Source organism: Flavobacterium anhuiense (genome assembly GCF_050990855.1).
GTDB classification, from domain to species: domain Bacteria; phylum Bacteroidota; class Bacteroidia; order Flavobacteriales; family Flavobacteriaceae; genus Flavobacterium; species Flavobacterium anhuiense_C.
Genome location: NZ_CP158861.1, coordinates 4,810,333 through 4,834,424, shown reverse-complemented (window position 1 = coordinate 4,834,424; position 24,092 = coordinate 4,810,333). Strand labels below are relative to the sequence as shown.

Here is a 24,092-nt window from a genome sequence, read left to right as displayed (position 1 = left end):
TTGATTGAGTTTTTTGTTCCTGTTTCTTAGCCCTCTTTTTACAATCATGAGAGTTATGATGGCGCAGTAAAAAAGAGGGTAAGAAGGACAGCAAACGTTTAATGATTTTTTTTTCTTTTTTTTTTGGAGCTTATTATTTTTTAAACACATAGAGACATAGACTTAATAGTTTGAAAAAAGAATTGTCAAAAGAAAATTATCTCTGTTTTGGAGAAACATTGCCTTTTTAAGTTGCAAAATCTATGTCTCTATGTGTTTATTTTTTAATGTTTATGACCAAGCTTTTGGCATTTTTTGATCTCTCATTGGAACAAAAGCGATGTTGTCGTCTTTTTCATCCGAGTTTACAAAGTGGTTGAAACGCTTCATTAATCTTGGTTTTTCTAAAACTTGTTTCCATTCGCATTCGAATGTGTTTACCATAGTTTGCATTTCAGCTTCTAAGGTTTCGCAGATTCCTAAGCTATCTTCGATAATTACTTGTTTTAAATAGTCTAAACCACCTTCTAGTTTTTCTAACCAAGTTGATGTTCTAATCAGCGGACCAGCTGTTCTGATGTAATACATTAAGAAACGATCCATATATTTGATTACCGTTTCTTTGTCGATTTTCTCTGCCAATAAAACCGCGTGTTTTGGATTTGCTCCACCGTTTCCGCAGATGTATAAATTCCATCCGCCTTCCACAGCGATTAATCCGAAATCTTTTCCGCGTGCTTCGGCGCATTCACGAATGCAGGCAGAAACACCACCTTTTAATTTATGTGGAGAACGAATTCCTTTGTATCTGTTTTCTAGTTCGATGGCAAATCCGGCGCTGTCGTCCATTCCGTAACGGCACCAAGCATTTCCAACACAGCTTTTTACAGCACGAAGCGATTTTCCGTAGGCGTGACCGCTTTCAAAACCATTTTCGATTAAGATTTTCCAGATTTTTGGCAAGTCGCTTAAATGCGCTCCAAATAAATCAACTCTTTGTGCTCCAGTGATTTTAGTATACAAATCAAATTGTTTAGCTACTTCACCAATAACGATTAGTTTTTCGGCAGTGATTTCACCTCCAGCAACTCTCGGAACAACAGAATACGTTCCGTTTCGTTGAATGTTTGCTAAAAATCTATCGTTTGTATCTTGGGTCGTTACGTGTTTGTTAGCTGTGTCATTATAAATACTTGAGAAAATGGAAGCAACAACAGGTTTGCACACTTCGCATCCGTCGCCTTTTCCGTGATGATCTAGAACATCGTAGAAATTCTCGTATTTATTGATTTTTACCAAATCGAATAACTCTTGACGAGTGTAGCTGAAATGTTCGCAGATTACTTCTTTTACTTCTTTTCCTAAAGATTTTTGAGTTGCTTTTACCAAGTCAGAAACCATTGGTTTACAGCCTCCACAACCAGAAGTAGCTTTTGTTGCTTTTACAACATCTGAAAGTGTTGAGCAAGATTCATCTAAAATTTTGCAACAGATAGAACCTTTAGTTACATTTTCGCAAGAACAGATTACTGCTGTATCTGGCAAATCCATTACGCTTCCTAAAGACGAACCTTCAGAACCGTCGCGTGAACCTAAAATCAAATCTTCTGGATTTTTAGGCAACGCCATTTCGTTAATGTAGATCTGGAAAAGTGCACCATAATCGCTTGAATCTCCAACTAAAATCCCGCCCAAAAGCTTTTTTGAATCTTTTGTAACGTTGATTCTTTTGTAAACGCCACTTAATTTATTTTCATAAATAATAGCGGTTACGTCATTATTTTCAATAAAAGGATCACCAAAACTCGCAACTTCAACACCAATTAATTTCAATTGTGTTGACATATCGATGGTTTCTCTCATGGTTTTGTCACCATTTAAGATTTGTTCCGCGGCAACATCGGCCATTTCGTAACCTGGCGCAACAAGTCCGTAAATGTTTTGATTGTAAAGTGCTGCTTCACCAATTGCAAAAATAGAAGGGTCTGATGTTCGCATTTGATTGTTTACCACAATTCCGCCTCTTACTCCAACTTCAAGTCCAGAAACTCTAGCCAGTTCGTCGCGAGGTTTAATTCCGGCAGATATAACCAACATGTCTACTTTTAACAATTCCTCGTTTGCAAACATCATTCCTGTTATGCTTTCTTTTCCGTCAATATATTGTGTTGCTTTGTTTAGATGAATTCCGATGTTTAATTCTTCTATTTTTGATTGAAGCATATCGCTCGCGCCTTGATCCAATTGTCTTGGCATCAAACGTGGAGCAAATTCCACCACATGCGGATTCAATCCTAAATCGCGAACTGCTTTTGCTGCTTCTAATCCTAAAAGACCACCTCCTAAAACAGCAGCTTCAGTGGCACCTTTTTGTTTTATTTTTTTGGCGTAAGCCATAATTGCATCTAGATCTTCGATGGTTCTGTATACAAAAACACCTTCTTTTTCTACACCTTCAATAGGTGGAACAAAAGCTGAAGAACCTGTGGCTAAAACTAAGTAGTCGTACGTATGTGTTTTGCCTAAGTGCGTATGTATTGTTTTTACATCACGATTAATATCTGTAATTAACTCAGATGTGTTTAGAATAATATTGTTTTGCTCGTACCATTCAGTTGTTGACAGTGATAGATCGTCTGCCGTTTTTCCTCCAAAGTACTCGCTTAAGTGAACGCGGTCGTAAGCGCGTCTTGGCTCTTCTCCAAATACTGTGATTTGATACTTTTCTTGTCCTGATTTTGCAACAAACTTTTCGCAAAATTTATAACCAACCATGCCGTTTCCAACTACTATTACTCTAATCATGATTTCTTTAATTAAGTATTACTACGCAAATATAAGTATTTATACTTATAAAAATACGTAATACAAATATTTTTTAAGTAGTAGATATGTTTTGGTGACTACGTATTTTGTCTTAATCTTATACGTAGTGCGGGTTTAGAATGATTTTATATCTACTTAGTTATTTTAAATTTGAAAAGATTCTAAATAAGCGTTTCAAAAAAATGTCGTAAATTCATAAGACTTTTACAGGTGTTTTTTTTAAAGAACACTTTTTTAAACTGAAATCTCATGAAAAAAATACTTTCAATATTGTTATTATCAATTGTAATGATAGGCTGTAAGACGACAGCAAACAAAGAATCTGGCGGAACAACCACATCAAGTTCTACAGAAGAAGATTTAAAATATTATTTTAAAGGAACAGGAAACGAACCGTTTTGGGGAATCAAAATAGGGAATGAGGAAATCGTTTTTACCTCATTAATACCAGGGAAAGAAAAAATCATTTTTCCTGCCGTTGATGCTATTAGAGCAATGGACGCTAATGTGAAAATGTATCAAGCAAGTAATGAAACCACTACGGCAACCATTACGATTCAGCAATTGGATTGTCAGGACTCTATGTCTGGAGCAATTTCACCATATAGCGTAAAAGTCGAAATAAAAAATAATTCAGAATTAGAAACAAAGAAATTAAGCGGATGCGGAAAATATCTAACCGATTATCGTCTTCATGATATTTGGGTTTTGGAAGAATTGAATGGCTATAAAGTTTTTGCAACTGATTTTCAGAAAGAGTTTCCGAGAATTGAGATTAATTCGGCAGAAAATAGATTCTCAGGTTATGGCGGGTGTAATGCAATCAGCGGACAAATCTTTTTTGAAAAAGATCTTCTAAGGTTTACAAAAGTGCTTTCAACGCTTATGGCTTGTCCTTCTGGAAATAAAGAAAATGAATTTACAAAAGCTTTGCAGTCTACTACCAGGTATTCTATTGGAAATAATCAATTGACTTTGTCGAATCCTTCCGGAAAATTGGCTGTTTTTAAGAAGGTCGATTGACCTTGATTTTTGTTTCCGCTCCCGATAGCTATCGGGATTGCAGATTGTGCGGATTTATTTCTGCCACAGATTTAACAGATTAAAAGGATTTTTTTCTGCTTTATCTGCAAAATCTGCGAGAGCTTTTCGCGTAGTTTTGTCATTTCGACGAAGGAGAAATCTCCGTAAGTAGCTCCGTGCAGAATGTTGCCAATCTTTGTAGAGTTTCTTGCGGAGATTTCTCCTTCGTCGAAATGACAATATTGTGTGGAATTCGTTAAACTAAAGGAATTGTTTTTATTATTCAAACAACTCTTTTGGCTCTTCATCATTTTCTAGTTCTTCTTCAATAAAATCCAATTCCAATGCTCTTACGCTTTGAACCGCATTTCCGGCAATACCGCGAATAGAACCATACATTCCTAAAGTATTATGAACTACTTTTTCAATTTGTTTTTCTCTTTGTTTCCAGATTCTCTGCATGGCTCGTTTTTCAGAATCTAAATCACTTTGCATTTGAGTGAAACCTTCTACAATTCCTTCAATCTGCAAGCGGAATTCATTGCTCGTTAAGAAATCGTATAACATCGACATTTTATCACCTTTATTTTCCTGCGCTTGAACGGCCTGATTAATTTGAATTAGAGACTGACGCAAAACGGCACTTAAACCTTTAAATTCTTCATACGTGCAAATCCAGATTCCGTCGCGCATTCCCATTCGGTCCATTCCAGAAGGCATTACTTCAGTAACTAAAACTCCAATATTGGCTCTTTTGGTTCTAATATCGTTTTTGAATTTCTCAATCCAAGAAGGTTGAAACGCTTTTGTTCTCTTACTTTCGTAATAAATAGAACCGCAATTTTGATGTTCTCTCGTGTTTACCACTTGAAGACAGTCGGCACCGTTAGCACCTTTTTTAATTTCGTCAATGCTGTCAAGAGGGAAGTTGTTAGCCAACCATTCTTCAATTGCTAATTCCATTACTTCACCTTGTAATTGCATCGAACCTTGTTCTTGCTTGCGTTTCATTTCTTCAGTCAGCTTTTTTTGTTCTTCAAGCTGTTTCTGAAGTTCTTTGAATTTCAATTCGTTTTTATCGTCTTCCTGTTTTCTGATTTTTTCGCGTTCCAAATTCAATTGCACGTTTAACTGCTTTTCGGCTTCGGCTTGGATTGCTTCTTTTATTTCCAGTTTCTCGCGCTGTAATTTGGCGATTTCACCTTGCATTTTATTTAATTCTCTGATTTTTTCCGATTTTTCAGAGAGTTCTTTTTCCATTAATAACAAACGATCTTTGTTTTCTTCTTCCAGTTTTGCTTTCAGCTTTTCTGAAATTTCTTTCTCAGCTGTCTTTTTTTCGCGCTCCAAACGTTCAGCAAAAAGTTCGTTTTCCTGTTTTTTCTTTGCTTCAAACTCGGATTTGGCTTTTTCCAATTGCTCGTTTTTAAGCTCTAATTCACGGTTTTGAATGTTTGCTTTTTGTTGAAATTCTTTACGGATGCTATCTTCCAATTGATGTTTCAAAACATCATTGACATCGATAGGAGTTCCGCAGTTTGGACACTGAATTGAAGATTGTTCAGCCATTTTTATTGATTTTTTGTGGAATGAAATTATAGTTTGCTAAGGTATTTAAAAGTTCTCTTTTTCTAATGTGGATTTCTGTACTAAATTGTAACGTTTTTTTGTTATGGCCACAGATTAAGAGATTAAAGATGATTTTTTTGTTTCACGCAGATTTTGCTGATTTTTGCAGATTTTACAGATTTTTATTTTAAATAATCTGCCTGATCTGCTTAAATCTAATAAAATCTGCGTGAAACAAATCCTTTAAATCTTTAAATCTGTGGCAAAATAAACTTTGCGTCTCAGCGACTTTGCGAGATTAAAAAATAAAAACTTGGTGCCTTAGCGCCTTTGTGGCAACAAAAAGGCAACAGCTGATTGCGTGATTTCAGAATGATCGTCTTTTGAAGTAATCAAGGAAACATTCGTATATAAATTAACCTTTTTCAATTCGATAAAACCAATTTCTGAATCCTGATTATTCTTTGCAATATTGGATGGAACAATCGAAATTCCCAATCCGTTTTTGACTAATTGTACGATTGAGTTGATGTTATTGGCTTCATGAATAATCTTCGGCGTAAAGCCATAAAAAGCACAAAGTTCTAATAAAACTTCATGGTAATGCGGTGCGTAATCCTTATTAAAGAAAACAAAGGTTTCGTCTTTCAGTTTTAAAATATCATTTTCTGATTCTATGTGAAATGCATTTTTATTATAAACCAATGAAAATCCATCTTTAAACCATAAATGCGATTTTATTTTGGGCGAATGAATAGGCGATCTAATAATTCCCATTTCGATTTTTCCTTGTTCTAAAGCATCGATTTGTTTGGTGGTTGAAATTTCAAAAAGTTTAAAATTCACATACGGAAACTGTGTCTTCAGATGTTTTATTAAATCGGAAATAACAGCCGAATAAATTGAACTGATGTAAGCGATTCTGAATTCGCCCGAAACATTTTCAGCTATTTTTTTTGTTTTGACAGAAATGTGTTCCAGATTCTGGAAAATTGCCGTTACTTCTTCTTTAAAATATTTTCCAGCTTCGGTCAATTCAACTTTTTTATTGTTTCGAATAAAAAGTTTTGCCTGAAGTTCTTCCTCCAATTCTGCTATTTGTCGGCTTAATGGAGGTTGGGATATAAAGAGTTTTTCAGAGGCTTTGGTGAAATTCAGTTCTTCGGCTACAGCTAAAAAATATTTTAGGTGACGTAATTCCATGATACTTTTAAAGTATTGTTAATTGATAAAAATAGTATTTTTAAAGTATTTATGAAAGAGATAGTTTTGGTAAAAATATTTCTCTCGCAGATTTTGCAGATAAGGCAGATTATTAATTTTAGATAAATCATCTTAATCATAGTAATAACCGATCATATAATAGCAAAAAGATTCGCTCAATCTGCTTGATCTGCGAGAGATTAAAAAATCAAAAAACAAAGACCATGAAAAAATCAACTATTGAAGAAATCAAAGAACGATTTGACAATGATGTCGAACGATTTTCAAACTTAGAAACGGGGCAGGTGGCCACAATAGATGCTACTATTTCTTTAGAATTAATAACGGAAGCTTCAAAACGAATTGTACCAAATGCAACAAATGTTTTGGATGTGGGTTGTGGAGCTGGAAATTATACTTTAATGATGTTGTCTAAGGTGCCGAATTTAAATTGCACTTTGGTCGATTTGAGTTTGCCCATGTTGGATCGTGCTTTTGAAAGAGTTTCGGCAGCAACAAGCGGGAAAGTGGAAATAAAACAAGGTGATATTCGTGAAGTAGCTTTAGAGGAAGAAAGTTTTGATATTATTTTGGCGGGTGCGGTTTTGCATCATTTGCGTGACGATAAGGATTGGGAAACGACTTTCACCAAATTATTCAAATTATTAAAACCTGGAGGTTGTTTCATGATTTCGGACTTAATTACACAAGACACTGATTTGTTGAATGAATATACGTGGCAACGTTATGGAGATTATTTGGAAGGAATAGGAGGGAGTGAGTACCGCCAGAAAGTTTTAGATTATATCGAAAAAGAAGATTCTCCAAGGTCTATGAATTACCAATTGGATTTGATGAAAAAAGTGGGTTTCTCAAAAGTCGAAATCTTGCATAAAAACATGTGTTTCGGAGCTTTTGGCGGAATTAAGTAGTTTTTATATAGCCACGAATTCACGAATTTTATTTTTTATAATCTATGCGTAAAGCATTGAATTAATTTGTGAATTCGTGGCTATGAAAACTATATATTAACAGGCATCGGATATTTGTTTCGAAGGTCGAAAACTAATTCTGAAGGTCCGTTTTTTTGAAGGTAGTCTAATTTTGCTACTGCTTCTTCCATGGTTGGAATTTGTCCTTTTGGAATCCACCACATTGCGGTATGTGCTTTTCCGAATTTTTGAAACCATTCTTTTCGGCGTCTCAAAAATTCGCTGTGAAAAGTTTTGTACATATAATGTTCGAGGGTTTCGATACTTTCCCAAACGGAAACGTTTATGATAATCTGCTCATCATTATACGGATTCAGGCTTGTGGCATTGTAACTGTCAGTTTCGTCTTTTAATCGCCAGACAAAACCTTCGCTTTCTTCAGCTAAAGTGTTTACGGTAGCTATATTGTCCACAAATTCTTTCATTATGGGGTCGTTGATGTCGACTCCTTTCATTTTGGCAATATTAATTTCGGCAAGATGATATTGACTCATAAGATTTTATGTTTCTGAATGAGAGGCAATTTAGCTTTTTTCTGAATAATTATTTTGAATAATTAAGTTATATCTGTAACAATTTCGATCCTGCAAGGTTTTCAAAACCTTATAGGTTTTTTGAAGAAGGTTTAAAGTTATACCTACAAGGTTTTGAAAACCTTGCAGGAAGAGATTATAATACTTGAGCTGTCTTGTAAACCTGAATTGGAGTTGCAACCAATGTTTCAGTTTTTTTGATGAAATCTTGAAGATAAGATTGGCTGTTGTGTAAATCTAAACCAACTTGATCTTTCCATTCTTCCCAAAGAATAAAAACATTTTCTGAAGTGTGTAAATCATAACGAATACAAGCAGCTTCTTTTCTAGTTTCGGTTACTAGATGTGTCAGCATGTTTTGAACTTCAATTAAATGCTCTGGTTTGCTTTTTAAAATTGCGGTAATTGAGATCATAATTATAAGTTTTTAAAAGTTTGCTCTAAATGTTTCGTGTAATTCTCTTTAAAGATAACTATATTTTCTGGTGTAGCACCTTTTTCTACATCATGGAAATGAAATCCGTTTACACGTTCCATTCCGGTGAATTTGTTCATTTTGTGGAAACCAAACATTGGTCCATCATCAACAGAAGTTTCTTCGAAGAATTCTCCTGGAAGTGTAAAAGCGGTCGCAGGTGCATTCCAGCTTGTAGTAAGCATGTATTTACGTCCGTGCAAAAGTCCGCCAGTTCCGTAATTGATGTCTGGATTTACACGGCTTCTTCCGTCGCTTTTGTAAATTCCGTTGTTGTGTCCTTGTGTGAAAACATCATCGATATATTTTTTGAAAAGATTCGGAATTTGAAACCACCAAACTGGTGTGTGATAGATAATTAAATCTGCCCAAACGAATTTTTCTACTTCTTTTTGAAGATCGATTTCGTCTTCTACATGAGTTGTTTTGATTTCGTAATCGTTGTTTTTTGAAAGAAATTCAACGGTCCAATCCTGAACGGTTTTATTGAATTGTCCTCCTGAATGTGCGAATTTTTGTCCGCCGTTTATTATAAATATCTTTTTCATTTTTAATTGTTCTTATGAAAACGGATGTGTGAGGGATAGGAGTGGAAATCCTTTTGTGTCTCGTTTCTTAACGAGACATAAAAGATTGCAACGGATAGCCCGGTTCGCCGCGGCGAACACACCCAAATTATTATACTTTTTAAGATTTTGTTTTAACACATATAAACATAGATTTTTCTTTTTGAGAAGGAAGTTGAAAGAAACTAGTTTCTAACACATAGATTCTCAGGGTTTGTCATTTCGACGAAGGAGAAATCACACGCGGGTCTCCATAACGTTTGTCGCCAATCTATGTAGAATTACTAGTGTGATTTCTCCTTCGTCGAAATGATAAGATTGTGTAGATTATGCAAGTAAAATGCCTTTAACGACAACGAAAAACTATGTTTCTATGTGTTTAAATATCTATTTTATTTTAGCAATCGCCTGATTAATAAACTCTAATTCTGAAGCTGATAAATCGAAATCCATAGTTTTGGCATTTGAAATCGCTTGCTCTGCGTTTCTGGCTCCAGCTAAAACAATTGCAATTCCTTTTTGTAAAGTGGTCCAGCGAAGAACCAATTGTGAAATAGAAACGTGTTTTGAATGTGCTAATGAACTCAATTCTTCGATTAAGGTTTTAACTTGTTGCAAATCGAATTTTCCGAAATAACCATTTCTGTGGTCGTTTTCTTTTAATTTGCTGTCTGTGAAATATTTTCCAGTCAATAAACCTCTTTCCATCGGACTGTAAGCAATAATTCCGATGTTTTCTTTTACGGTATACGGAATTAAATCTGTTTCTATTGAACGATTCAGCATGCTGTAAGCTACTTGATTTGAGGCTATTTGAACTTTTTTTTGCGCTTCCTGAATTTGTGCTACATTGTAATTGCTTACTCCAAAAGCTCGGATTTTTCCTTGCTGAATTAGCGTTTCAACCGCTTCCATAGTTTCAGAAATTGGTGTTGTAATGTCTGGCCAGTGAATTTGCAATAAATCGATATAATCCGTTTGAAGACGTTTTAAGCTTTCTTCAACTTCTTTTATTACGTTTGCTTTTGATGAATATTTATAAATCGGAACTTTTTTACCATTGTCATCGGCGTCAAAAAAATAATCGCCTTTTCCGTTATTGCTTCCGTCCCAAACTAAACCAAATTTAGTCAATAACTGAACTTTAGAACGATCTTGACTTTTAATTGCTTCTCCGATCATTTCTTCGCTTAAACCAAATCCGTAAAAAGGAGCAGTGTCAATTGTCGTCACGCCGTGGTCGATTGATGCGTGAATCGAGTCAATTGAATCTTTCTTTTCTGTTCCGCCCCACATGGTTCCCCCAATGGCAAAAGCGCCGTACGTGATAGTTGATAATTCCAATTCTGAGTTGCCTAATTTTCTATATTCCATGATGTTGATTTTTTTCGTTTAAAATTGATGAGGCAAAATTATACTGTTTTTATGATTCTTATTTGGTATATATTTGTCTTTTTTAGGTACATTTGCATCTTCAAATAAATGTGATTATGAAAAAAGAAAACTTATATGAGCCTTTTACGGTTTCTTTTGAAACGCTGAATGAATATCCGGATGTGGGAGATCGCCATAATTTTTTCGAATTGGTTTATATTCTGGAAGGGACAGGAAGACAATGTATTAATAAGAATATTTTTGAGTACGATCCTGGGCATTTGTTTTTATTGACGCCTGAAGATTGTCATAATTTTACGATTGAAACCGAAACGAAATTTTTCTTTTTGAGATTTAATGATATTTATTTGAAAAATTCGAGTTTGCAGAATGAGAATATTCAGCGTTTGGAATATATTCTTCAAAATGCCAATCATCAGCCGGGTTGTATTCTTAAAAATGATCCTGACAAATGTTTGGTGAAAGTGATGATTGAAGCTATTTGCCGTGAACATCAGGATAAAGATGTTTACAATCAGGAATTGATTCAGCAATTAGTTAATACCTTGATTATTATTGTGGCAAGAAATATTGCGAAATATCTGCCTGAGCAAGTGACGATAAATACGGAAGCCAAAGCAATGGATATTCTGCAATATATTCAGAACAATATTTACTATCCTGAAAAGATTAAAGCGGAATCAATCAGCGATTATTTCGGAATTTCGAATACGTATTTAGGTCGTTATTTTAAAAAACATGCCAGCGAAACGATGCAACAATATATCAGTAATTACAAAACGAAACTGATTGAACATCGTTTGCAATTTAGCGATAAGCGTATTAATGAAATTGCGTATGAGTTTGGTTTTACAGATGAAAGCCATTTTAATAAATTCTTTAAGAAACAAAAGGGAAATAGTCCTTCTGAGTTTAGAAAGACGATTCGATTGAGCGCTTAAGAATTATTGCTTTAATCTGGAATCAAAAATCATTTTTTTGTGACTAATAATTTTAATTTTTGAAGCATCCTGATGATTTGGATTAATTAAGTAATTAAATTCTTCAGGAACAACTGCACTTGGCACTTTTAAAACTGCAACATCATTATAATAGACAAAATCGTCGCCAATTGTTTGAGTAATTAACGTTGGTGGTTTCGAATTCCATTCAGGAGGTAAATCTTTTAGAAGAACTTCTTGTATTGTTATTTCGTCTGGTATGTCGATTTCTACATACAAGCGATCTGTTGGTAAATCTTCGCTTAAATCTAAATGTACTGAAACTTCAAGGGTTGCAAGTGCCCGGCTATCTGCGGTATAAACAATTCGGGTGTTAAGGCTGTTCCATCTGTAGCCTTCAGTCATTGATGCTCCAATTCCTGTTAATGTGGTATTTAAATATTTTTCTCTTTCAATTCTAAATACAATCATCTATGCTAAATTTCCAAATTCTAATCGGTTTAAGCTAAATTTTACTTCATTAATTCCAGTAATGGTATCTAACATATTTTCAGGAATATTTCCTCCAATCGAAAGGTTAGGTTTTTTTAGCCATCTTTGGAATTTTTCTTCTTCATTATTAAAAACCTCTAAGCCGTAATCGATTAATTCATTAATTAGAATGACTAATTCACTATCTCTGCTGTCAAGTAAAAGATGTTCGCTTTTCTTTTTGTTATAAGTTGTTTGTGGGATTCCAACAATAGCTAAAACTGATTTTACAGGATTGTTTAGTCTTCTGCTAATTTCTTCAATAGATTCGTATGGAATTCCAGATCTGATAACTCCTACGCGTTCCATTTTAGTGCTCCAACTGTATTCTTTTCCACCAGAATATAGAGTCGATTTTCTAATAGATATGACTTTTCCTGAAGCATTCTGAATGCTTCTTTTTGTATTGAAGGGTTGTATTTTTTGAGTGCTATTTTTCATGACGCAACAAATTTACTGTAAATATACAACAATATTGCTGTTTCTTGTTAGTAGCAAGACAAAAAAAGTTATTATAGTTTTGAATAAATCAGATAATCTTTTTAATTACGCGAAGTTTGTGGGTGTGTTTGTTTACTTCCGGATTATAAATTCCGGTATGGTCTAAACGGTCAATACGGACTTTTCCACTTGCGTGAATGATGTAATTATTCTCCATAATGATGCCGACATGCGTAATGTTTCCTTCATCATTATCAAAAAAAGCCAAATCGCCTGGTTCGCATTCTTCAATAAAACTTAATGGATCTCCTTCAAGTGCCTGCTGAGAAGCATCGCGATGAATTTTATAGCCGTTTAATTTATAGACCATTTGGGTAAAACCAGAACAGTCAATACCGAAAGGAGTTTTTCCGCCCCATAAATACGGAGCATTCAAATACATAAAAGCAGTTTTGATTAAAGCGCTTTTAGGTTTGATACCGCTAGTTTTGGTTCCTTCAAAATCAAAGTTTGAAGTATTAATTTCGTTATTATTTAAAAAAGATAAGGAAGCTCCGAGCGGAATAGGGAGTAATAGATTATTTGGAGCCGTGATGTAGTCAATTAAGTCAGCATTTAGAATAATCGACTCTTTACTCAAAAGATCAAATTGCTCTTTGGTAATTTCCTGATATTGCTTAGAATCTACCCAGCCTTCATAGTCATCAAACTGAATCCTAATTCGTGCCCATTGATTTTTACGTTCTAAAATTTCGATATGTTCTCCAAACAAAAGCTGTGTGACAATTTCACTTCTGTCGCTGGCTTCAGCTCGAACGGGTACTATGGCTAAATTGCAAATTCCAAACATTTAAGGAAATTTATAAGTTGAAAAATCAGGAGTTACCATTATAACTCCTGATTTTTTGTGATATTGTTTTAAGCTCTTTCGATAACAATTGCCGATGCTCCACCACCGCCGTTGCAAATTGCAGCAGCTCCGGTTTTTGCATTGTTTTGTTCTAAAACATTCAGTAAAGTTACAATGATACGTGCTCCTGAAGCTCCAAGAGGATGCCCTAAAGAAACAGCGCCACCGTTTACGTTTACTTTATCATTATCAAGATTTAATATTTTTGCATTGGCTAATCCAACTACAGAGAAAGCTTCGTTAAATTCGAAGAAATCAACATCTGAGATTGAGATTCCTGCTTTGTGTAAAGCTTTTGGTAATGCTTTTGCTGGACTTGTAGTAAACCATTTTGGTTCTTGAGCAGCATCTGCGTATCCTTTTATGTAAGCTAAAGGTTTTAATCCTAATGCATTTGCTTTTTCTTCAGACATTAAAACTAAAGCAGCCGCTCCGTCATTAATAGTGGAAGCGTTTGCAGCAGTCACCGTTCCGTCTTTAGTGAAAACGGCACTTAAGGAAGGAATTTTATCTAATTTTACATTAGTGTATTCTTCGTCTTTAGAAAATATAATCGGTTCTCCACGTCTTTGTGGCACTTCAACAGGAACAACTTCGTTGTCGAATTTTCCGGCGTCCCAAGCTTTTGCACTTCTTTCGTAAGATTGAATAGCAAATGCATCTTGTTCTTCACGGCTGATGTTGTATTCAGTTGCACATAAATCAGCGCAAACTCCCATTGCGTTGTTATCGTAAGCATCTGTCAAACCATCTTTCTGCATTCCGTCCAACATAGTTGCTGGACCAAATTTGTTTCCAGCACGCATTTGTACATAGTGAGGAATTAAGCTCATGCTTTCCATTCCGCCCGCAACAACAATTTCAGCGTCTCCGCATGCGATTGCTTGTGCAGCAAACATTACGGCTTTCATTCCGGATGCACATACTTTGTTAACTGTTGTAGCAGCAACTTCTTCTGATAATCCGGCAAATAATGCAGCCTGACGTGCTGGAGCTTGTCCGACACCTGCCTGAATTACATTTCCCATGAAAACTTCATCGACTAATTTTGGGTCAAGATTAATTTTTGAAAGGGCTCCTTTTATAGCAGCAGCGCCTAATTTTGGTGCAGGTACAGTAGATAACCCGCCCATGAAACTTCCGATAGGTGTTCTAACGGCAGAAACGATAACAACTCTTTTGTTCATTTTCTGTTTAATAATAGTTAGTAAGCAAATTTACTGTTTATTTGAATAATTTCAAATTTTGTATTTGATCGAGGTGAATTTAAATTTAGGGTGAAATTTTTGTTAATTCTATTTGTTTGATTGTGAAGTGGTTTTGAAAAAAGATAAAAAAAAACTAAAAAAACTCAAAAAAAAGCTTGTGAGATATGGAATGTTGTTATACATTTGCACTCGCAAAACGGAAGCAATTCCTTGAGCAAGGAGAGGTGCCAGAGCGGTAATGGAGCAGATTGCTAATCTGTCGACGGGTAACCGTCGCCAGGGTTCGAGTCCCTGTCTCTCCGCTTAAATTTTGCCTCGGGGTGTAGCGTAGCCCGGTTATCGCGCCTGCTTTGGGAGCAGGAGGCCGCAGGTTCGAATCCTGCCACCCCGACTACAATTGAAATAATGGTCGCATAGCTCAGCTGGATAGAGCACCTGCCTTCTAAGCAGGCGGTCGAAGGTTCGAATCCTTCTGCGATCACAGAAAACCATTCTAATTAGAATGGTTTTTTTGTTTTTATGTAAATGGTTTCGATTTCTATTCTTAGAAATTCTAAACTAATGGTTCCATAGCTCAGCTGGATAGAGCAACGCACTTCTAATGCGTAGGTCGAAGGTTCGAATCCTTCTGGGATCACAAAAAAAAAGCCACTCAATTTGAGTGGCTTTTGTGTTTTATGTTAAATATGATCGTTATGAGCTATTTTTATATTTTATATTCAAAATCATTAAATCAATATTATATTGGACATACTTCAGAAAGTTTAGAAGAGAGACTGCGAAAGCATTTATCAAATCATTCGGGATTTACTTCAAAAGCAAAAGACTGGTCTGTGGTTTATTCTGAAAAGTTTGATTCTAAATCAAAAGCTTATTTAAGAGAATTGGAAGTTAAAAAGTGGAAGAGTAGATTAAGAATTGAAAAGCTGATACAAAATAGCTCAGCTGGATAGCGCATCCCGATTTCCAATCGGGACGGTCGAAGGTTCGAATCCTTCTGCGATCACAGAAAACCATTCTAATTAGAGTGGTTTTTTTGTTTTTATGTAAATGGTTTCGATTTCTATTCTTAGAAATTCTAAACTAATGGTTCCATAGCTCAGCTGGATAGAGCAACGCACTTCTAATGCGTAGGTCGAAGGTTCGAATCCTTCTGGGATCACAAAAAAAAAGCCACTCAATTTGAGTGGCTTTTGTGTTTTATGTTAAATATGATCGTTATGAGCTATTTTTATATTTTATATTCAAAATCATTAAATCAATATTATATTGGACATACTTCAGAAAGTTTAGAAGAGAGACTGCGAAAGCATTTATCAAATCATTCGGGATTTACTTCAAAAGCAAAAGACTGGTCTGTGGTTTATTCTGAAAAGTTTGATTCTAAATCAAAAGCTTATTTAAGAGAATTGGAAGTTAAAAAGTGGAAGAGTAGATTAAGAATTGAAAAGCTGATACAAAATAGCTCAGCTGGATAGCGCATCCCGATTTCCAATCGGGACGGTCGAAGGTTCTAATCCTTCTGGGATGCCAAGAAGCCATCGAAATTGAGTTTTTTTTTATTCCTTTTGTAGAAACCTATTCAAATAAAAAAAGACCAAACATCTTAAGTGTTTGATCTTTTTTCTTGTATGAGGTTTATGCTTAATACCAATAAAAAGTATTAATAATTGTCAAATTCTCTTCGTTTGTAAAAAGTATCGTCATTACTTTCAGAAGCAAGGCGCGATTCTTCGGTAGGATAATAAGAATTCAATACTCTTCTTTCGTATTCCCTATCAAAATCATTTTGCCAGTTGTATCTGCTTGTTTTTCTAAAGGTATCATAACCAATGTTGTTTGCCATGACAATTTTAGTGTCTTTATTTATGCTGACAGAGCCAATTGGAATAATAATGTGGCTGTCTCCATCTTTGTAAATAAACTCCTTTCCATTTTCATTTGCAATTGCATCATGTACTTCATTGCGACTGTCTTCAATTAATCCTTTGTCTAGATTAACGTCAAGATAAACAACGCGCTGCATATCTTTATTTACCCAAAGGTTATCAATTTTTCCTATTGTTCGGTTGTCTGCGTCTACGATTTTCCAACCTCTTACATCAGAATAGTTAGAGGCGACTTTGTAGTCAGAAAGCTCGTCTAATCTGTATAAATTTCTATCTTTATTTTCCATAGTTTCTTAATAGTTTGCTGTGCTGTCAACACTAGAATTGTTTTCAATTTCCATTCTGTTTTCGTTTTGCACTTCATCATCTCTCAAAAAGACATAGTAAACAAGTGCTGAGATTAATAGGACTGCTACAATCCAGGGCCAAATTGGCTTCTTTTTCTCAATTTTTATTTCTGCCATAACCTATATTTTTATTATGAATATTATTTTATAATAATAAAGGTACAAATGAGTGAGGCCTATTGAAGTATTGAATTTCTGACAGAAGTTATACAATTTCCATTTGGTTAAAAAATTGATTTGTAATAGATTAATACTGTGTTTTCTTCTAGATAAATTTTACTTTATTTTTTTTGTATGTTTTGGTAAAGCCAATGTTTACGGGCGTTTCTTGCGTTTTTTAGATATTTTGCAGTAAATTGCTTCTTCATTTTTAATTCTAATAACAAATAAAAATTTTTACTGCTTCCCATGAATGAAGAAATAAATTTATACCGAAACGCCAAGAAAACCAGAAATTTAATTTTATACGCTAGCACAATCAGCATTGTATTGGCAATGCTATTTTTGTACAGCATAGGAACTTTTGACGGTATTTTTAAAACAAAACCAGCTGTTATTTCGGGTGCTATTCTTTTAATTATGCTTTTCCTTACATTTAAAAGTTTAGCGAGCGTAAGAGACAAATCTCCGCTAATTCACATGGATTCAAATGGCTTTTCAGGAAAGACAACGCCATTGTCTAAAGCTTTTGGAAGAGTAGAATGGGTAGATGTGACTGATATTGAATTGCAAAAACTGGGTGGTGATACGTTGGTTGTTGTAACTGTCGATAATGCGGATAAATATAACGGACGTCTTTCTAAGATGATGTGGAAAATGGCTTATGACGAACAAAATTCTAAATTGAATTTAATGTATTCTGCTTCAGAAATCGATATTGATGCAGCAAAATTATACGACTTGTTTGCAAAGCATTGGAAAAAATAAAACATATAAAAAATTGTAGTAGGGGAGTATTTTATTGTTTTTTTAATTATCAAAATAGCTTAACTTAGTGTAAATGACATCAAAATAACCTCAAATTTACACGTTTAATGCATTTTAAATATTTATCAATATTCCTGATCTTAATATCGTTCCAATCAAATTCTCAAATTGTTGAAGAAAAGAAGAATTTTCGAGCAGCAGATTCTTTATTAAAAGAAAATAGTTTTTCGGTCCATAAAGATAATTACTTTTTGACAGGAATTCCTCTAGATGAGCCTATAACAAGAAACTCCGCTGACGTAAAATATCAAGTCAGTTTCAAGCTTAGATTAAATTCTAAACCTTTGTTGGGTGGATTTTTTCCCTATTTAATGTATACTCAAAAAGCTTTTTGGGATATTTATGCAAGTTCTAAACCTTTCTCAGAAATTAATTTTAATCCAGGAGTTGCACTTGTTCGTCCTTTTTATTTAAAAGGAGGCAGATTAACATATGGATCGATATCGTTTGAACACGAATCAAATGGAAGAGATTCTATTTATTCGCGAACATGGAACATGATTGCTTTTTCTTTAAAATCTCAAGTTTCGCCTAGATGGGTTGTTGGAATAAGAGGCTGGATTCCTATTGTTGATAAAGATGATAATCCAGGATTAACCCAATATGTTGGTTATGGAGAAGCTAGTGCAACTTATCAAATAAAACCCGGACGTTGGAGCGCAGATGTTCTTTTTCGAAAAGGAAGCGGACTTATAAATTATGGGTCTCTACAGACACAGCTTAATTGGCGACCTTATAAAAATGAAAATTATTATGTAACGCTGCAATGGTTTATTGGCTATACAGAAAGTTTAATAGATTATCAAGAACATACCAATATGGTCCGCATAGGTTTCACAATAAAGCCAGAAGGAATGGGTATCTTTTAAGTATTTATAAAATTACTTAGTAATTTTTTTTAACTGATCAAAACATTGTGAATGGATAGTTAGACCTTGAAGGTATTGATCTAAAGTCATCCCGTATAATTGATAAACAGAAGAATCATATTCCTGTTTTGTACTATCGTTTTTTGGATGTAAGGGCTTTTTATTTTTACTGTTTTTAGAAGTCATATTGATTTGAAATTATAAGGTTGATAAGCGCTAATTAAATTATTGAGACGTTAAAAGTTTTATTTTTTCAATTGCTTGTTTGTTGTCATTCGCTACTTCCACTAACGCTAATAAAATATCATTTCTCAATATTGTTTTATTTCTAACGTTTCGAATTAAGGCTTTGCTAGGAGCCGCCTGTCCTTTCTTGATGATGCAAGCAATTGTTAAATCAACATAGGTTACAGGTAAATGCTTATCTATAAATTCATAAGCTTTTTTATTGTGAGAATTATCTTCTTTAAAATTGCTATTATTGATTAATTTTGACATATATTTGTTAATTATTAACGACTGGTTGTTGGTTTATGTAAATGTAAGAATAATATTATATTTATTATTCTTTTTAATGTTAAAAAATATATTTTGACTATATTTTGTTTGAATTTTTATGATGATGTATCACGAGAAACTAAGTAAATTCTTTAAAGATAAAGGATTAAAGCAGAAGGAAGTTGGAGCAATTTTAGGATTTAGCCCAGCAATGATTGGAAGATATTTACACGGAACAGCTAATATAGGTTCTGAATTTATTCTTAGCTTGAGTAAAAATTTTCCAGATGTAGATTTAAATGATCTTTTTGCTCCCGATGAGCAAAATATGGTTAAGGAAGCCGGAGCAGTTTATGAGAGACAGACTATTTTGAATGATCTAGAAGAAATAGAAGGACGTATTCATACTATTAGACTTCGCTTGGCAGATAAAAAGTTTGAGGAATAATAAGAATTTTCCAAAAAAAATCTAACAATTTTAATTTTACAAGCATTAATTTAACCACTCTTGACGGAGTGGTTTTTTGTTCCACTGTACTTGATTTTTAATTGGATCAACGCTAAGAGTTTAAGTTTTTTTTTATTAAATTTGGTTAACAATTTCTAGCAGTAACCAAATATGGAAAAATTAAAACGACCGGTTTATGTTAAACCAGGAGCAGATGATTTTTTTAAAAAGATGCGTTTAGAAGTGAATGAAACGGTCTTAAAAAACTCGTCCTTGTATGTATTAAATGTTGTGAAGTCTCTCGGACTTCTGGCAGTATTTTTTTTATTCTACGCCTGTATTTTAATTTTCGGGAACCAGACCCCGCTACTATTTCTTTTTTACATTCTGTCTGGTATTACCATGATCGTTTTATTTATAAATGCTTTTCATGATGCTGCACACGGAGCTTTATTCAAAAAGCCAAAGCACAATGAATGGTTTTTATATGTTTTAGAACTTTTCGGAAGTAATCATTGGCTTTGGATGCGACGTCACATTAGCCTGCATCATGCGTACCCAAACGTGCCAGATTGGGATGTAGATATCAAACAAAGTGATATTATTAGAATATTCCCAAACAGTCCGTTGTTTGATTATCACAAGTATCAGCACATTTATATGTGGTTTATTTATCCTCTTTATAGTCTGAATTGGCTCTATATAAGAGATTTTAAAGACTTTTTTGGCACAAAAGATAATTATGTGAAAAAGGTTGTAGATAAGATCCCGAGACAAGAAGTATACAGACTTTTTGCGGCTAAGATTATTAATTTAATTTACCTGCTTTTTATACCAATGATGCTTTTAAATCAGCCGTGGTATATGGTCCTTCTTGCGTGGCTATCGTTGCATTTATGTGGTAGCGCAATTGGTGTTGTAGCATTAGTTTCAACTCACGTTGATGAAGATGCTCATTTTCCAGGTACTGATGAAGACGGAAATCTTTCTGATACTTGGGTTATGCATCAAATGATTGTAACCAAAGATTTTAGTACAGAAAGCAAATTGGCTAATTTCCTTTACGGCGGATTTACACATCATGTGGCGCATCATCTTTTCCCAGCGGTAGGATCTACCTATTATCCTTATATTACGCCAATTATAAAACGTTATGCAGAAGAATATGGTTTGCCTTATACCTCGTATCCATTTCATCATGCTATTCGCTCTCATTTTAGAATGCTGAAAAACAAAGGAGTAAAAGAGAATATTTTAGTAACTGGAGAGATATAGTCCTAAAAAGTATCAAAAAAAAAGCGGTTTTTTAAAACCGCTTTTTTTTTGATCAACTTATTTTTTGGTTTCTATATTTTGCTTTTTAATGTTTAAGTCTTTTAAAAAGTTATCTTTAAGTTCAATCTCAAAATTATCTTCTTTTAAGATTGTTAGTTCTGATTTAGCAAATTTGTAGACATTAATTTTATTGTTTTTGACATCAATATATAAATCATATGAATACGTATTGCAATCATGCTGTTTGCATCCCCAAGCATGTAATATGTTGTCTTGTTTCTCAAATGGAGTTTCTGTATTCCAATTTGCGATCATTTGATCATAATCGGCTCCTAATAGTTTTTTTAATCTTGGCGCTAGACTGCTTTTGGTTAAAAATTGTGTGCCAATAACACTTTTGTCAACCAAGCCATATAAAGAATCATTTGGATTCAAAACAGTGCTGTCTGCTTTTAAGGCTTCTGTTTTTATAGAAGTAGAGTCTGTTTTAGGAACGCTTTTTATAATTTCTTTTTTGCATGAAAAAAAGATAAAACTACTCAAAATGGTGGCGGAAATATATATGGCTTTGCAATTCATATATAACTGTTATTTAGAATTAATAATTTCATTTACAAAGTCGTAATGTGCTATCTTTCATAAAGATATTAAAAATATTATTTGTTTTGAAAGTAATTTATGATCGATTGTATACTCAAAACATAAAATTTCACCTCTAAAGGAAAGGCAATAAGAATCGTTTTTTAAGTTTTTTTCTTTAACTTCCATTTTTAAAATCATTGGACAATGAATCACTCTATAAAAACTTTCCTTTTTTTTATTTTTGGCATAGGCTTTTTACAAGCTCAAAATGAAGTGTACACTTCAACTGAAGCGACTAAAATTTCGGATACGACTTTCGTAAAGCTTCGAGATTATAGCAATGATTTTGTTTATGATATGAAATATGCAACCGAAGATAATTTTTTAAAAACCAAAGTTTACGATTGCGCAGAATGCATGCTTCGTTTAAAGACTGTAAAAGCATTAATTGCGGCCAATAATGATTTTTTGAAGAAAGGATATAGAATTAAAATATTTGACTGCTATAGACCTTTAGGTATTCAGAAAAAAATGTGGGAAATTGTGTCGAATCCAATCTATGTTGCAGATCCAAAAAAAGGCTCCATCCATAATCGAGGAGGAGCCGTAGATATTTCTTTGGTTGATATAACAGGAAAAGAAGTGGATATGGGTACTTCTTTTGACTTTTTCGGAATTATGGCCAGCCATAACTTTAAACAGCTTTCAAAAGAGGTTCTTTCGCAAAGGGCTTATTTAAAAAAGACAATGATTAAAAATGGCTTTAATTCATTTGATTCCGAGTGGTGGCATTATAATTTAAAAACAGGCTTAAAGGATAAAGTTTCCAATCAGAAGTGGAAATGCGAATAATTACTCAACGCATCTAATGTTTTCCATGAAATACGTGTTAGGATGTGTAACTTTTCCTGATAATTCAGAATTAAGTTCTCTTTTCACGATGTAATCTTCTGTATTGGTTAGGTATTTAACTCGCATAATGGAGATAGGTGACTTTTTCAGTTCTTCGTAATTATCTTTCATGAACATAAAAATTCCGGTGTTTATGCGATTATTGAATCCTTTGTCATCACGAATTAAGGTCCCGCAATTTTCTTGATCGATATGCATCAAGGTTACAATTTTTCCGTTTTCTAACTGTAAAAAGATTTTTGAATTCTTATCAAAACAATTTGCCTTAATAAAATCTTTGCTTTTTTGAATAGCTTGCAGATTTAAAGTAGGTAATCCGTCGGTTTGGGCTAATGAAAAGAAGATGTAATTAAAGTTTCCTCCAAAATATTTCTCGCTCATTAAGTATTCATTTGTTACTTTATAGCTTCCAATTGAGTCATTTACATTGACACTATATTCACAAGGTTTTTGGGCAAATGCGGTAAAAGTCAATAAAAAGAGAGTTAGTGTAATTAGTTGTTTCATTGTATTAGTTTATTTTGGTGCAAATTAAAACTATTTTGTTATCTTTTACATCAGTTGTAAAAAAACAATACAAATTACCTCCATTTTTTATTTTCCACTTTTTTCTAATGTTTTCTACTGTTTCTGGAAAATTACGTGTTGTGATATTGGCTTGCTGATTCGCAAGTTCATTTTTCATATCATTTTTGCTGTACGAAATGACTTTTTGAATTTCAAATTTTCTTCCTGGAAAATCAATTAAATCATCAGAAGTATAAAGGTGGGAATGTTTATGCAATTTATCAATTTGAAAAGTGATGCTTACTTCGTCAAAACCACCAGATTTCATAATCGCAGCATTGGGTTCGTAAAGATATTTCTTCGGAAAATCGTAAAGCGGATATGCCATTTCTTCGCCTAAAACAAATTCAAAAGTTTCTGTTTTCTCTTTTAAAATGTTTGCCGTTTTTAAAGTTATTCGATCTGAATAGTCTTTGTGAATCTCAAAAAGCAGTTCTTTAACTTCATTTTCGAGCGCTATCACATGAATGTATTTGACATTTTTCAGTTCTGACAAACCGGCTGAAATATCTAATAATGGAGCGGTTTTGATTAAAATAGCGTCTGATTTTTCGAAATAAAAATCAAGCAATTCGGGAACATTTGGCAAACAGTCTTTCAGCATAAAAACTTTGCCTTTGCTGTCATTTCTTCGGGAAGGATCGATGTAAATCCAATCGAATTTTTGATTGGTTTCTTCTAATAAATAAGAAGAATCTCCAGCATAAAAAGTACAGTTTTCAACTTTTAACTGCTTAAAATTGTAAGATACAATGGCGGATAATTCTTCATTAATTTCGCAATGTGTAATCGATTCAAATTTCTTTGAAAAATAATAATCATCAACACCAAAACCGCCGGTCAAATCAATTAAAGATTTTCCAGAAATTAAAGAAGCTTTGTAAGCCGCAGTCCTTTCTGAAGAGGTTTGTTCTACTGAAATTTTACTTGGATAAAGTATATTTTCCGAAGTAAACCAAGTCGGAAGTTTTTCTTTGGCTTTGGTTCGCGCTTCGATTTGGTTCAAAATCAAAATCCAATCCACTTCGGGAAATGGATTTTTCTGCAGTGCCAATTTTGTTAGATCTGCACCAGTATTTCGGATTATAAATTCCTGTATTTCTGGATGCAAAATGGAAGTATTCAA

General features: G+C 33.8%; 27 protein-coding genes and 5 tRNA genes. 15 read left to right on the top strand and 17 right to left on the bottom strand.

The genetic code is table 11. From position 1 onward, the window contains the following. Nucleotides 1–270: 270 nt before the first annotated feature. On the bottom strand, nt 271–2,784 hold the full coding sequence (gene nirB / locus ABTV69_RS20895) for a nitrite reductase large subunit NirB (RefSeq protein ID WP_433832267.1): 2,514 nt from the start codon (nt 2,782–2,784) through the stop codon (nt 271–273). Between the two features lie 270 nt (nt 2,785–3,054). On the opposite strand from nirB, the gene ABTV69_RS20890 reads away from it, so the two are divergent. Further along, nucleotides 3,055–3,828, top strand: coding sequence for an META domain-containing protein (locus ABTV69_RS20890; RefSeq protein ID WP_433832265.1), 774 nt, complete (start codon nt 3,055–3,057; stop codon nt 3,826–3,828). 279 nt (nt 3,829–4,107) lie between these two features. On the opposite strand, the gene ABTV69_RS20885 is transcribed toward ABTV69_RS20890, so the two are convergent. Beyond that, nucleotides 4,108–5,397 carry a DUF2130 domain-containing protein gene (locus tag ABTV69_RS20885; RefSeq protein ID WP_433832263.1) on the bottom strand — a complete coding sequence of 430 codons (1,290 nt, stop codon included), beginning with the start codon at nt 5,395–5,397 and terminating at the stop codon, nt 4,108–4,110. 321 nt (nt 5,398–5,718) lie between these two features. Next, nucleotides 5,719–6,600 (bottom strand): LysR family transcriptional regulator, encoded by an 882-nt coding sequence (locus ABTV69_RS20880; protein ID WP_433832261.1) that lies wholly within the window; start codon nt 6,598–6,600, stop codon nt 5,719–5,721. Between the two features lie 224 nt (nt 6,601–6,824). Here ABTV69_RS20880 and ABTV69_RS20875 point away from each other — a divergent pair, with 224 nt between their 5' ends. Continuing rightward, nucleotides 6,825–7,532 (top strand): class I SAM-dependent methyltransferase, encoded by a 708-nt coding sequence (locus ABTV69_RS20875; protein ID WP_433832259.1) that lies wholly within the window; start codon nt 6,825–6,827, stop codon nt 7,530–7,532. An 89-nt stretch (nt 7,533–7,621) separates the two neighbouring features. On the opposite strand, the gene ABTV69_RS20870 is transcribed toward ABTV69_RS20875, so the two are convergent. From ABTV69_RS20870 to ABTV69_RS20855, 4 genes are all read right to left on the bottom strand, one after another. Then, entirely contained in the window at nt 7,622–8,086 is a 465-nt protein-coding gene (locus ABTV69_RS20870; RefSeq protein ID WP_433832257.1) for a DUF3291 domain-containing protein, read from the bottom strand. A 175-nt stretch (nt 8,087–8,261) separates the two neighbouring features. After that, the gene (locus tag ABTV69_RS20865; protein ID WP_433832255.1) at nt 8,262–8,540 is read right to left on the bottom strand and encodes a putative quinol monooxygenase; all 279 of its coding nucleotides are present in this window, start codon (nt 8,538–8,540) and stop codon (nt 8,262–8,264) included. Nucleotides 8,541–8,542: 2 nt separating this feature from the next. Then, nucleotides 8,543–9,148, bottom strand: coding sequence for an NAD(P)H-dependent oxidoreductase (locus tag ABTV69_RS20860; protein WP_433832253.1), 606 nt, complete (start codon nt 9,146–9,148; stop codon nt 8,543–8,545). 405 nt (nt 9,149–9,553) lie between these two features. Next, complete coding sequence (locus tag ABTV69_RS20855; RefSeq protein ID WP_433832251.1) at nt 9,554–10,540, bottom strand: aldo/keto reductase; 987 nt, start codon at nt 10,538–10,540, stop codon at nt 9,554–9,556. A 116-nt stretch (nt 10,541–10,656) separates the two neighbouring features. Here ABTV69_RS20855 and ABTV69_RS20850 point away from each other — a divergent pair, with 116 nt between their 5' ends. After that, nucleotides 10,657–11,502, top strand: coding sequence for an AraC family transcriptional regulator (locus tag ABTV69_RS20850; RefSeq protein ID WP_290965816.1), 846 nt, complete (start codon nt 10,657–10,659; stop codon nt 11,500–11,502). Nucleotides 11,503–11,505: 3 nt separating this feature from the next. On the opposite strand, the gene ABTV69_RS20845 is transcribed toward ABTV69_RS20850, so the two are convergent. From ABTV69_RS20845 to ABTV69_RS20830, 4 genes are all read right to left on the bottom strand, one after another. Then, nucleotides 11,506–11,973, bottom strand: coding sequence for an RES family NAD+ phosphorylase (locus tag ABTV69_RS20845; RefSeq protein WP_433832248.1), 468 nt, complete (start codon nt 11,971–11,973; stop codon nt 11,506–11,508). After that, a complete protein-coding gene (gene parS / locus ABTV69_RS20840) occupies nt 11,974–12,474 on the bottom strand; it encodes a type II RES/Xre toxin-antitoxin system antitoxin (RefSeq protein WP_433832246.1) in 501 nt (166 codons plus the stop codon). An 88-nt stretch (nt 12,475–12,562) separates the two neighbouring features. Continuing rightward, nucleotides 12,563–13,324: an NlpC/P60 family protein gene (locus tag ABTV69_RS20835; protein WP_433832244.1), complete on the bottom strand. Its 762-nt coding sequence runs from the start codon at nt 13,322–13,324 to the stop codon at nt 12,563–12,565. Nucleotides 13,325–13,392: 68 nt separating this feature from the next. Continuing rightward, nucleotides 13,393–14,571, bottom strand: a complete 1,179-nt coding sequence (locus ABTV69_RS20830; protein ID WP_433832242.1) for an acetyl-CoA C-acyltransferase — start codon at nt 14,569–14,571, stop codon at nt 13,393–13,395. A gap of 239 nt (nt 14,572–14,810) precedes the next feature. Here ABTV69_RS20830 and ABTV69_RS20825 point away from each other — a divergent pair. From ABTV69_RS20825 to ABTV69_RS20795, 7 genes are all read left to right on the top strand, one after another. Then, nucleotides 14,811–14,894: transfer RNA gene (locus ABTV69_RS20825), tRNA-Ser, on the top strand. 14 nt (nt 14,895–14,908) lie between these two features. Continuing rightward, nucleotides 14,909–14,983, top strand: a tRNA-Pro gene (locus tag ABTV69_RS20820). Between the two features lie 16 nt (nt 14,984–14,999). Further along, nucleotides 15,000–15,073: transfer RNA gene (locus tag ABTV69_RS20815), tRNA-Arg, on the top strand. An 82-nt stretch (nt 15,074–15,155) separates the two neighbouring features. Continuing rightward, nucleotides 15,156–15,229: transfer RNA gene (locus tag ABTV69_RS20810), tRNA-Arg, on the top strand. Nucleotides 15,230–15,287: 58 nt separating this feature from the next. Further along, nucleotides 15,288–15,545, top strand: coding sequence for a GIY-YIG nuclease family protein (locus tag ABTV69_RS20805; protein ID WP_433832240.1), 258 nt, complete (start codon nt 15,288–15,290; stop codon nt 15,543–15,545). A 135-nt stretch (nt 15,546–15,680) separates the two neighbouring features. Beyond that, nucleotides 15,681–15,754 (top strand) — tRNA-Arg (locus tag ABTV69_RS20800). A gap of 58 nt (nt 15,755–15,812) precedes the next feature. Beyond that, on the top strand, nt 15,813–16,070 hold the full coding sequence (locus ABTV69_RS20795) for a GIY-YIG nuclease family protein (protein ID WP_433832240.1): 258 nt from the start codon (nt 15,813–15,815) through the stop codon (nt 16,068–16,070). 185 nt (nt 16,071–16,255) lie between these two features. On the opposite strand, the gene ABTV69_RS20790 is transcribed toward ABTV69_RS20795, so the two are convergent. Continuing rightward, complete coding sequence (locus tag ABTV69_RS20790; protein WP_202003876.1) at nt 16,256–16,768, bottom strand: PRC-barrel domain-containing protein; 513 nt, start codon at nt 16,766–16,768, stop codon at nt 16,256–16,258. 6 nt (nt 16,769–16,774) lie between these two features. Beyond that, a complete protein-coding gene (locus ABTV69_RS20785; RefSeq protein ID WP_433832238.1) occupies nt 16,775–16,945 on the bottom strand; it encodes a hypothetical protein in 171 nt (56 codons plus the stop codon). A 291-nt stretch (nt 16,946–17,236) separates the two neighbouring features. Here ABTV69_RS20785 and ABTV69_RS20780 point away from each other — a divergent pair, with 291 nt between their 5' ends. Together ABTV69_RS20780 and ABTV69_RS20775 are read left to right on the top strand one after the other, a co-directional pair. Continuing rightward, nucleotides 17,237–17,755 (top strand): STM3941 family protein, encoded by a 519-nt coding sequence (locus ABTV69_RS20780; protein ID WP_433832236.1) that lies wholly within the window; start codon nt 17,237–17,239, stop codon nt 17,753–17,755. A 107-nt stretch (nt 17,756–17,862) separates the two neighbouring features. Then, nucleotides 17,863–18,684 (top strand): phospholipase A, encoded by an 822-nt coding sequence (locus ABTV69_RS20775; protein ID WP_433832234.1) that lies wholly within the window; start codon nt 17,863–17,865, stop codon nt 18,682–18,684. Between the two features lie 225 nt (nt 18,685–18,909). Here ABTV69_RS20775 and ABTV69_RS20770 read toward each other — a convergent pair whose 3' ends face one another. Beyond that, the gene (locus ABTV69_RS20770) at nt 18,910–19,182 is read right to left on the bottom strand and encodes a hypothetical protein (protein WP_433832232.1); all 273 of its coding nucleotides are present in this window, start codon (nt 19,180–19,182) and stop codon (nt 18,910–18,912) included. A 118-nt stretch (nt 19,183–19,300) separates the two neighbouring features. Here ABTV69_RS20770 and ABTV69_RS20765 point away from each other — a divergent pair, with 118 nt between their 5' ends. Both ABTV69_RS20765 and ABTV69_RS20760 read left to right on the top strand, forming a co-directional pair. Next, nucleotides 19,301–19,630 carry a helix-turn-helix domain-containing protein gene (locus tag ABTV69_RS20765; RefSeq protein ID WP_433832230.1) on the top strand — a complete coding sequence of 110 codons (330 nt, stop codon included), beginning with the start codon at nt 19,301–19,303 and terminating at the stop codon, nt 19,628–19,630. Between the two features lie 171 nt (nt 19,631–19,801). Next, complete coding sequence (locus ABTV69_RS20760; RefSeq protein ID WP_433832228.1) at nt 19,802–20,905, top strand: fatty acid desaturase family protein; 1,104 nt, start codon at nt 19,802–19,804, stop codon at nt 20,903–20,905. Between the two features lie 57 nt (nt 20,906–20,962). On the opposite strand, the gene ABTV69_RS20755 is transcribed toward ABTV69_RS20760, so the two are convergent. Continuing rightward, the gene (locus ABTV69_RS20755) at nt 20,963–21,484 is read right to left on the bottom strand and encodes a hypothetical protein (RefSeq protein ID WP_433832226.1); all 522 of its coding nucleotides are present in this window, start codon (nt 21,482–21,484) and stop codon (nt 20,963–20,965) included. A 207-nt stretch (nt 21,485–21,691) separates the two neighbouring features. Here ABTV69_RS20755 and ABTV69_RS20750 point away from each other — a divergent pair, with 207 nt between their 5' ends. Further along, a complete protein-coding gene (locus tag ABTV69_RS20750) occupies nt 21,692–22,339 on the top strand; it encodes a M15 family metallopeptidase (RefSeq protein WP_433832224.1) in 648 nt (215 codons plus the stop codon). Here ABTV69_RS20750 and ABTV69_RS20745 read toward each other — a convergent pair whose 3' ends face one another. Both ABTV69_RS20745 and ABTV69_RS20740 read right to left on the bottom strand, forming a co-directional pair. After that, a complete protein-coding gene (locus ABTV69_RS20745) occupies nt 22,340–22,906 on the bottom strand; it encodes a hypothetical protein (RefSeq protein ID WP_433832222.1) in 567 nt (188 codons plus the stop codon). Nucleotides 22,907–22,910: 4 nt separating this feature from the next. Next, the gene (locus tag ABTV69_RS20740; protein ID WP_433832220.1) at nt 22,911–24,092 is read right to left on the bottom strand and encodes a THUMP-like domain-containing protein; all 1,182 of its coding nucleotides are present in this window, start codon (nt 24,090–24,092) and stop codon (nt 22,911–22,913) included.

Coding starts and splice junctions, on each gene's coding strand:
- ABTV69_RS20845 (WP_433832248.1), bottom strand. CDS start 11,973: ATGATTGTATTTAGAATTGAAAGAGAAAAATATTTAAATACCACATTA.
- ABTV69_RS20835 (WP_433832244.1), bottom strand. CDS start 13,324: ATGTTTGGAATTTGCAATTTAGCCATAGTACCCGTTCGAGCTGAAGCC.
- ABTV69_RS20760 (WP_433832228.1), top strand. CDS start 19,802: ATGGAAAAATTAAAACGACCGGTTTATGTTAAACCAGGAGCAGATGAT.
- ABTV69_RS20875 (WP_433832259.1), top strand. CDS start 6,825: ATGAAAAAATCAACTATTGAAGAAATCAAAGAACGATTTGACAATGAT.
- parS (WP_433832246.1), bottom strand. CDS start 12,474: ATGAAAAATAGCACTCAAAAAATACAACCCTTCAATACAAAAAGAAGC.
- ABTV69_RS20780 (WP_433832236.1), top strand. CDS start 17,237: ATGAATGAAGAAATAAATTTATACCGAAACGCCAAGAAAACCAGAAAT.
- ABTV69_RS20785 (WP_433832238.1), bottom strand. CDS start 16,945: ATGGCAGAAATAAAAATTGAGAAAAAGAAGCCAATTTGGCCCTGGATT.
- ABTV69_RS20745 (WP_433832222.1), bottom strand. CDS start 22,906: ATGAAACAACTAATTACACTAACTCTCTTTTTATTGACTTTTACCGCA.
- ABTV69_RS20830 (WP_433832242.1), bottom strand. CDS start 14,571: ATGAACAAAAGAGTTGTTATCGTTTCTGCCGTTAGAACACCTATCGGA.
- ABTV69_RS20865 (WP_433832255.1), bottom strand. CDS start 8,540: ATGATCTCAATTACCGCAATTTTAAAAAGCAAACCAGAGCATTTAATT.
- ABTV69_RS20795 (WP_433832240.1), top strand. CDS start 15,813: ATGAGCTATTTTTATATTTTATATTCAAAATCATTAAATCAATATTAT.
- ABTV69_RS20805 (WP_433832240.1), top strand. CDS start 15,288: ATGAGCTATTTTTATATTTTATATTCAAAATCATTAAATCAATATTAT.
- ABTV69_RS20775 (WP_433832234.1), top strand. CDS start 17,863: ATGCATTTTAAATATTTATCAATATTCCTGATCTTAATATCGTTCCAA.
- ABTV69_RS20855 (WP_433832251.1), bottom strand. CDS start 10,540: ATGGAATATAGAAAATTAGGCAACTCAGAATTGGAATTATCAACTATC.
- ABTV69_RS20860 (WP_433832253.1), bottom strand. CDS start 9,148: ATGAAAAAGATATTTATAATAAACGGCGGACAAAAATTCGCACATTCA.
- ABTV69_RS20770 (WP_433832232.1), bottom strand. CDS start 19,182: ATGTCAAAATTAATCAATAATAGCAATTTTAAAGAAGATAATTCTCAC.
- ABTV69_RS20790 (WP_202003876.1), bottom strand. CDS start 16,768: ATGGAAAATAAAGATAGAAATTTATACAGATTAGACGAGCTTTCTGAC.
- ABTV69_RS20890 (WP_433832265.1), top strand. CDS start 3,055: ATGAAAAAAATACTTTCAATATTGTTATTATCAATTGTAATGATAGGC.
- ABTV69_RS20755 (WP_433832226.1), bottom strand. CDS start 21,484: ATGAATTGCAAAGCCATATATATTTCCGCCACCATTTTGAGTAGTTTT.
- ABTV69_RS20750 (WP_433832224.1), top strand. CDS start 21,692: ATGAATCACTCTATAAAAACTTTCCTTTTTTTTATTTTTGGCATAGGC.
- ABTV69_RS20870 (WP_433832257.1), bottom strand. CDS start 8,086: ATGAGTCAATATCATCTTGCCGAAATTAATATTGCCAAAATGAAAGGA.
- ABTV69_RS20880 (WP_433832261.1), bottom strand. CDS start 6,600: ATGGAATTACGTCACCTAAAATATTTTTTAGCTGTAGCCGAAGAACTG.
- ABTV69_RS20765 (WP_433832230.1), top strand. CDS start 19,301: ATGATGATGTATCACGAGAAACTAAGTAAATTCTTTAAAGATAAAGGA.
- ABTV69_RS20885 (WP_433832263.1), bottom strand. CDS start 5,397: ATGGCTGAACAATCTTCAATTCAGTGTCCAAACTGCGGAACTCCTATC.
- ABTV69_RS20850 (WP_290965816.1), top strand. CDS start 10,657: ATGAAAAAAGAAAACTTATATGAGCCTTTTACGGTTTCTTTTGAAACG.
- nirB (WP_433832267.1), bottom strand. CDS start 2,784: ATGATTAGAGTAATAGTAGTTGGAAACGGCATGGTTGGTTATAAATTT.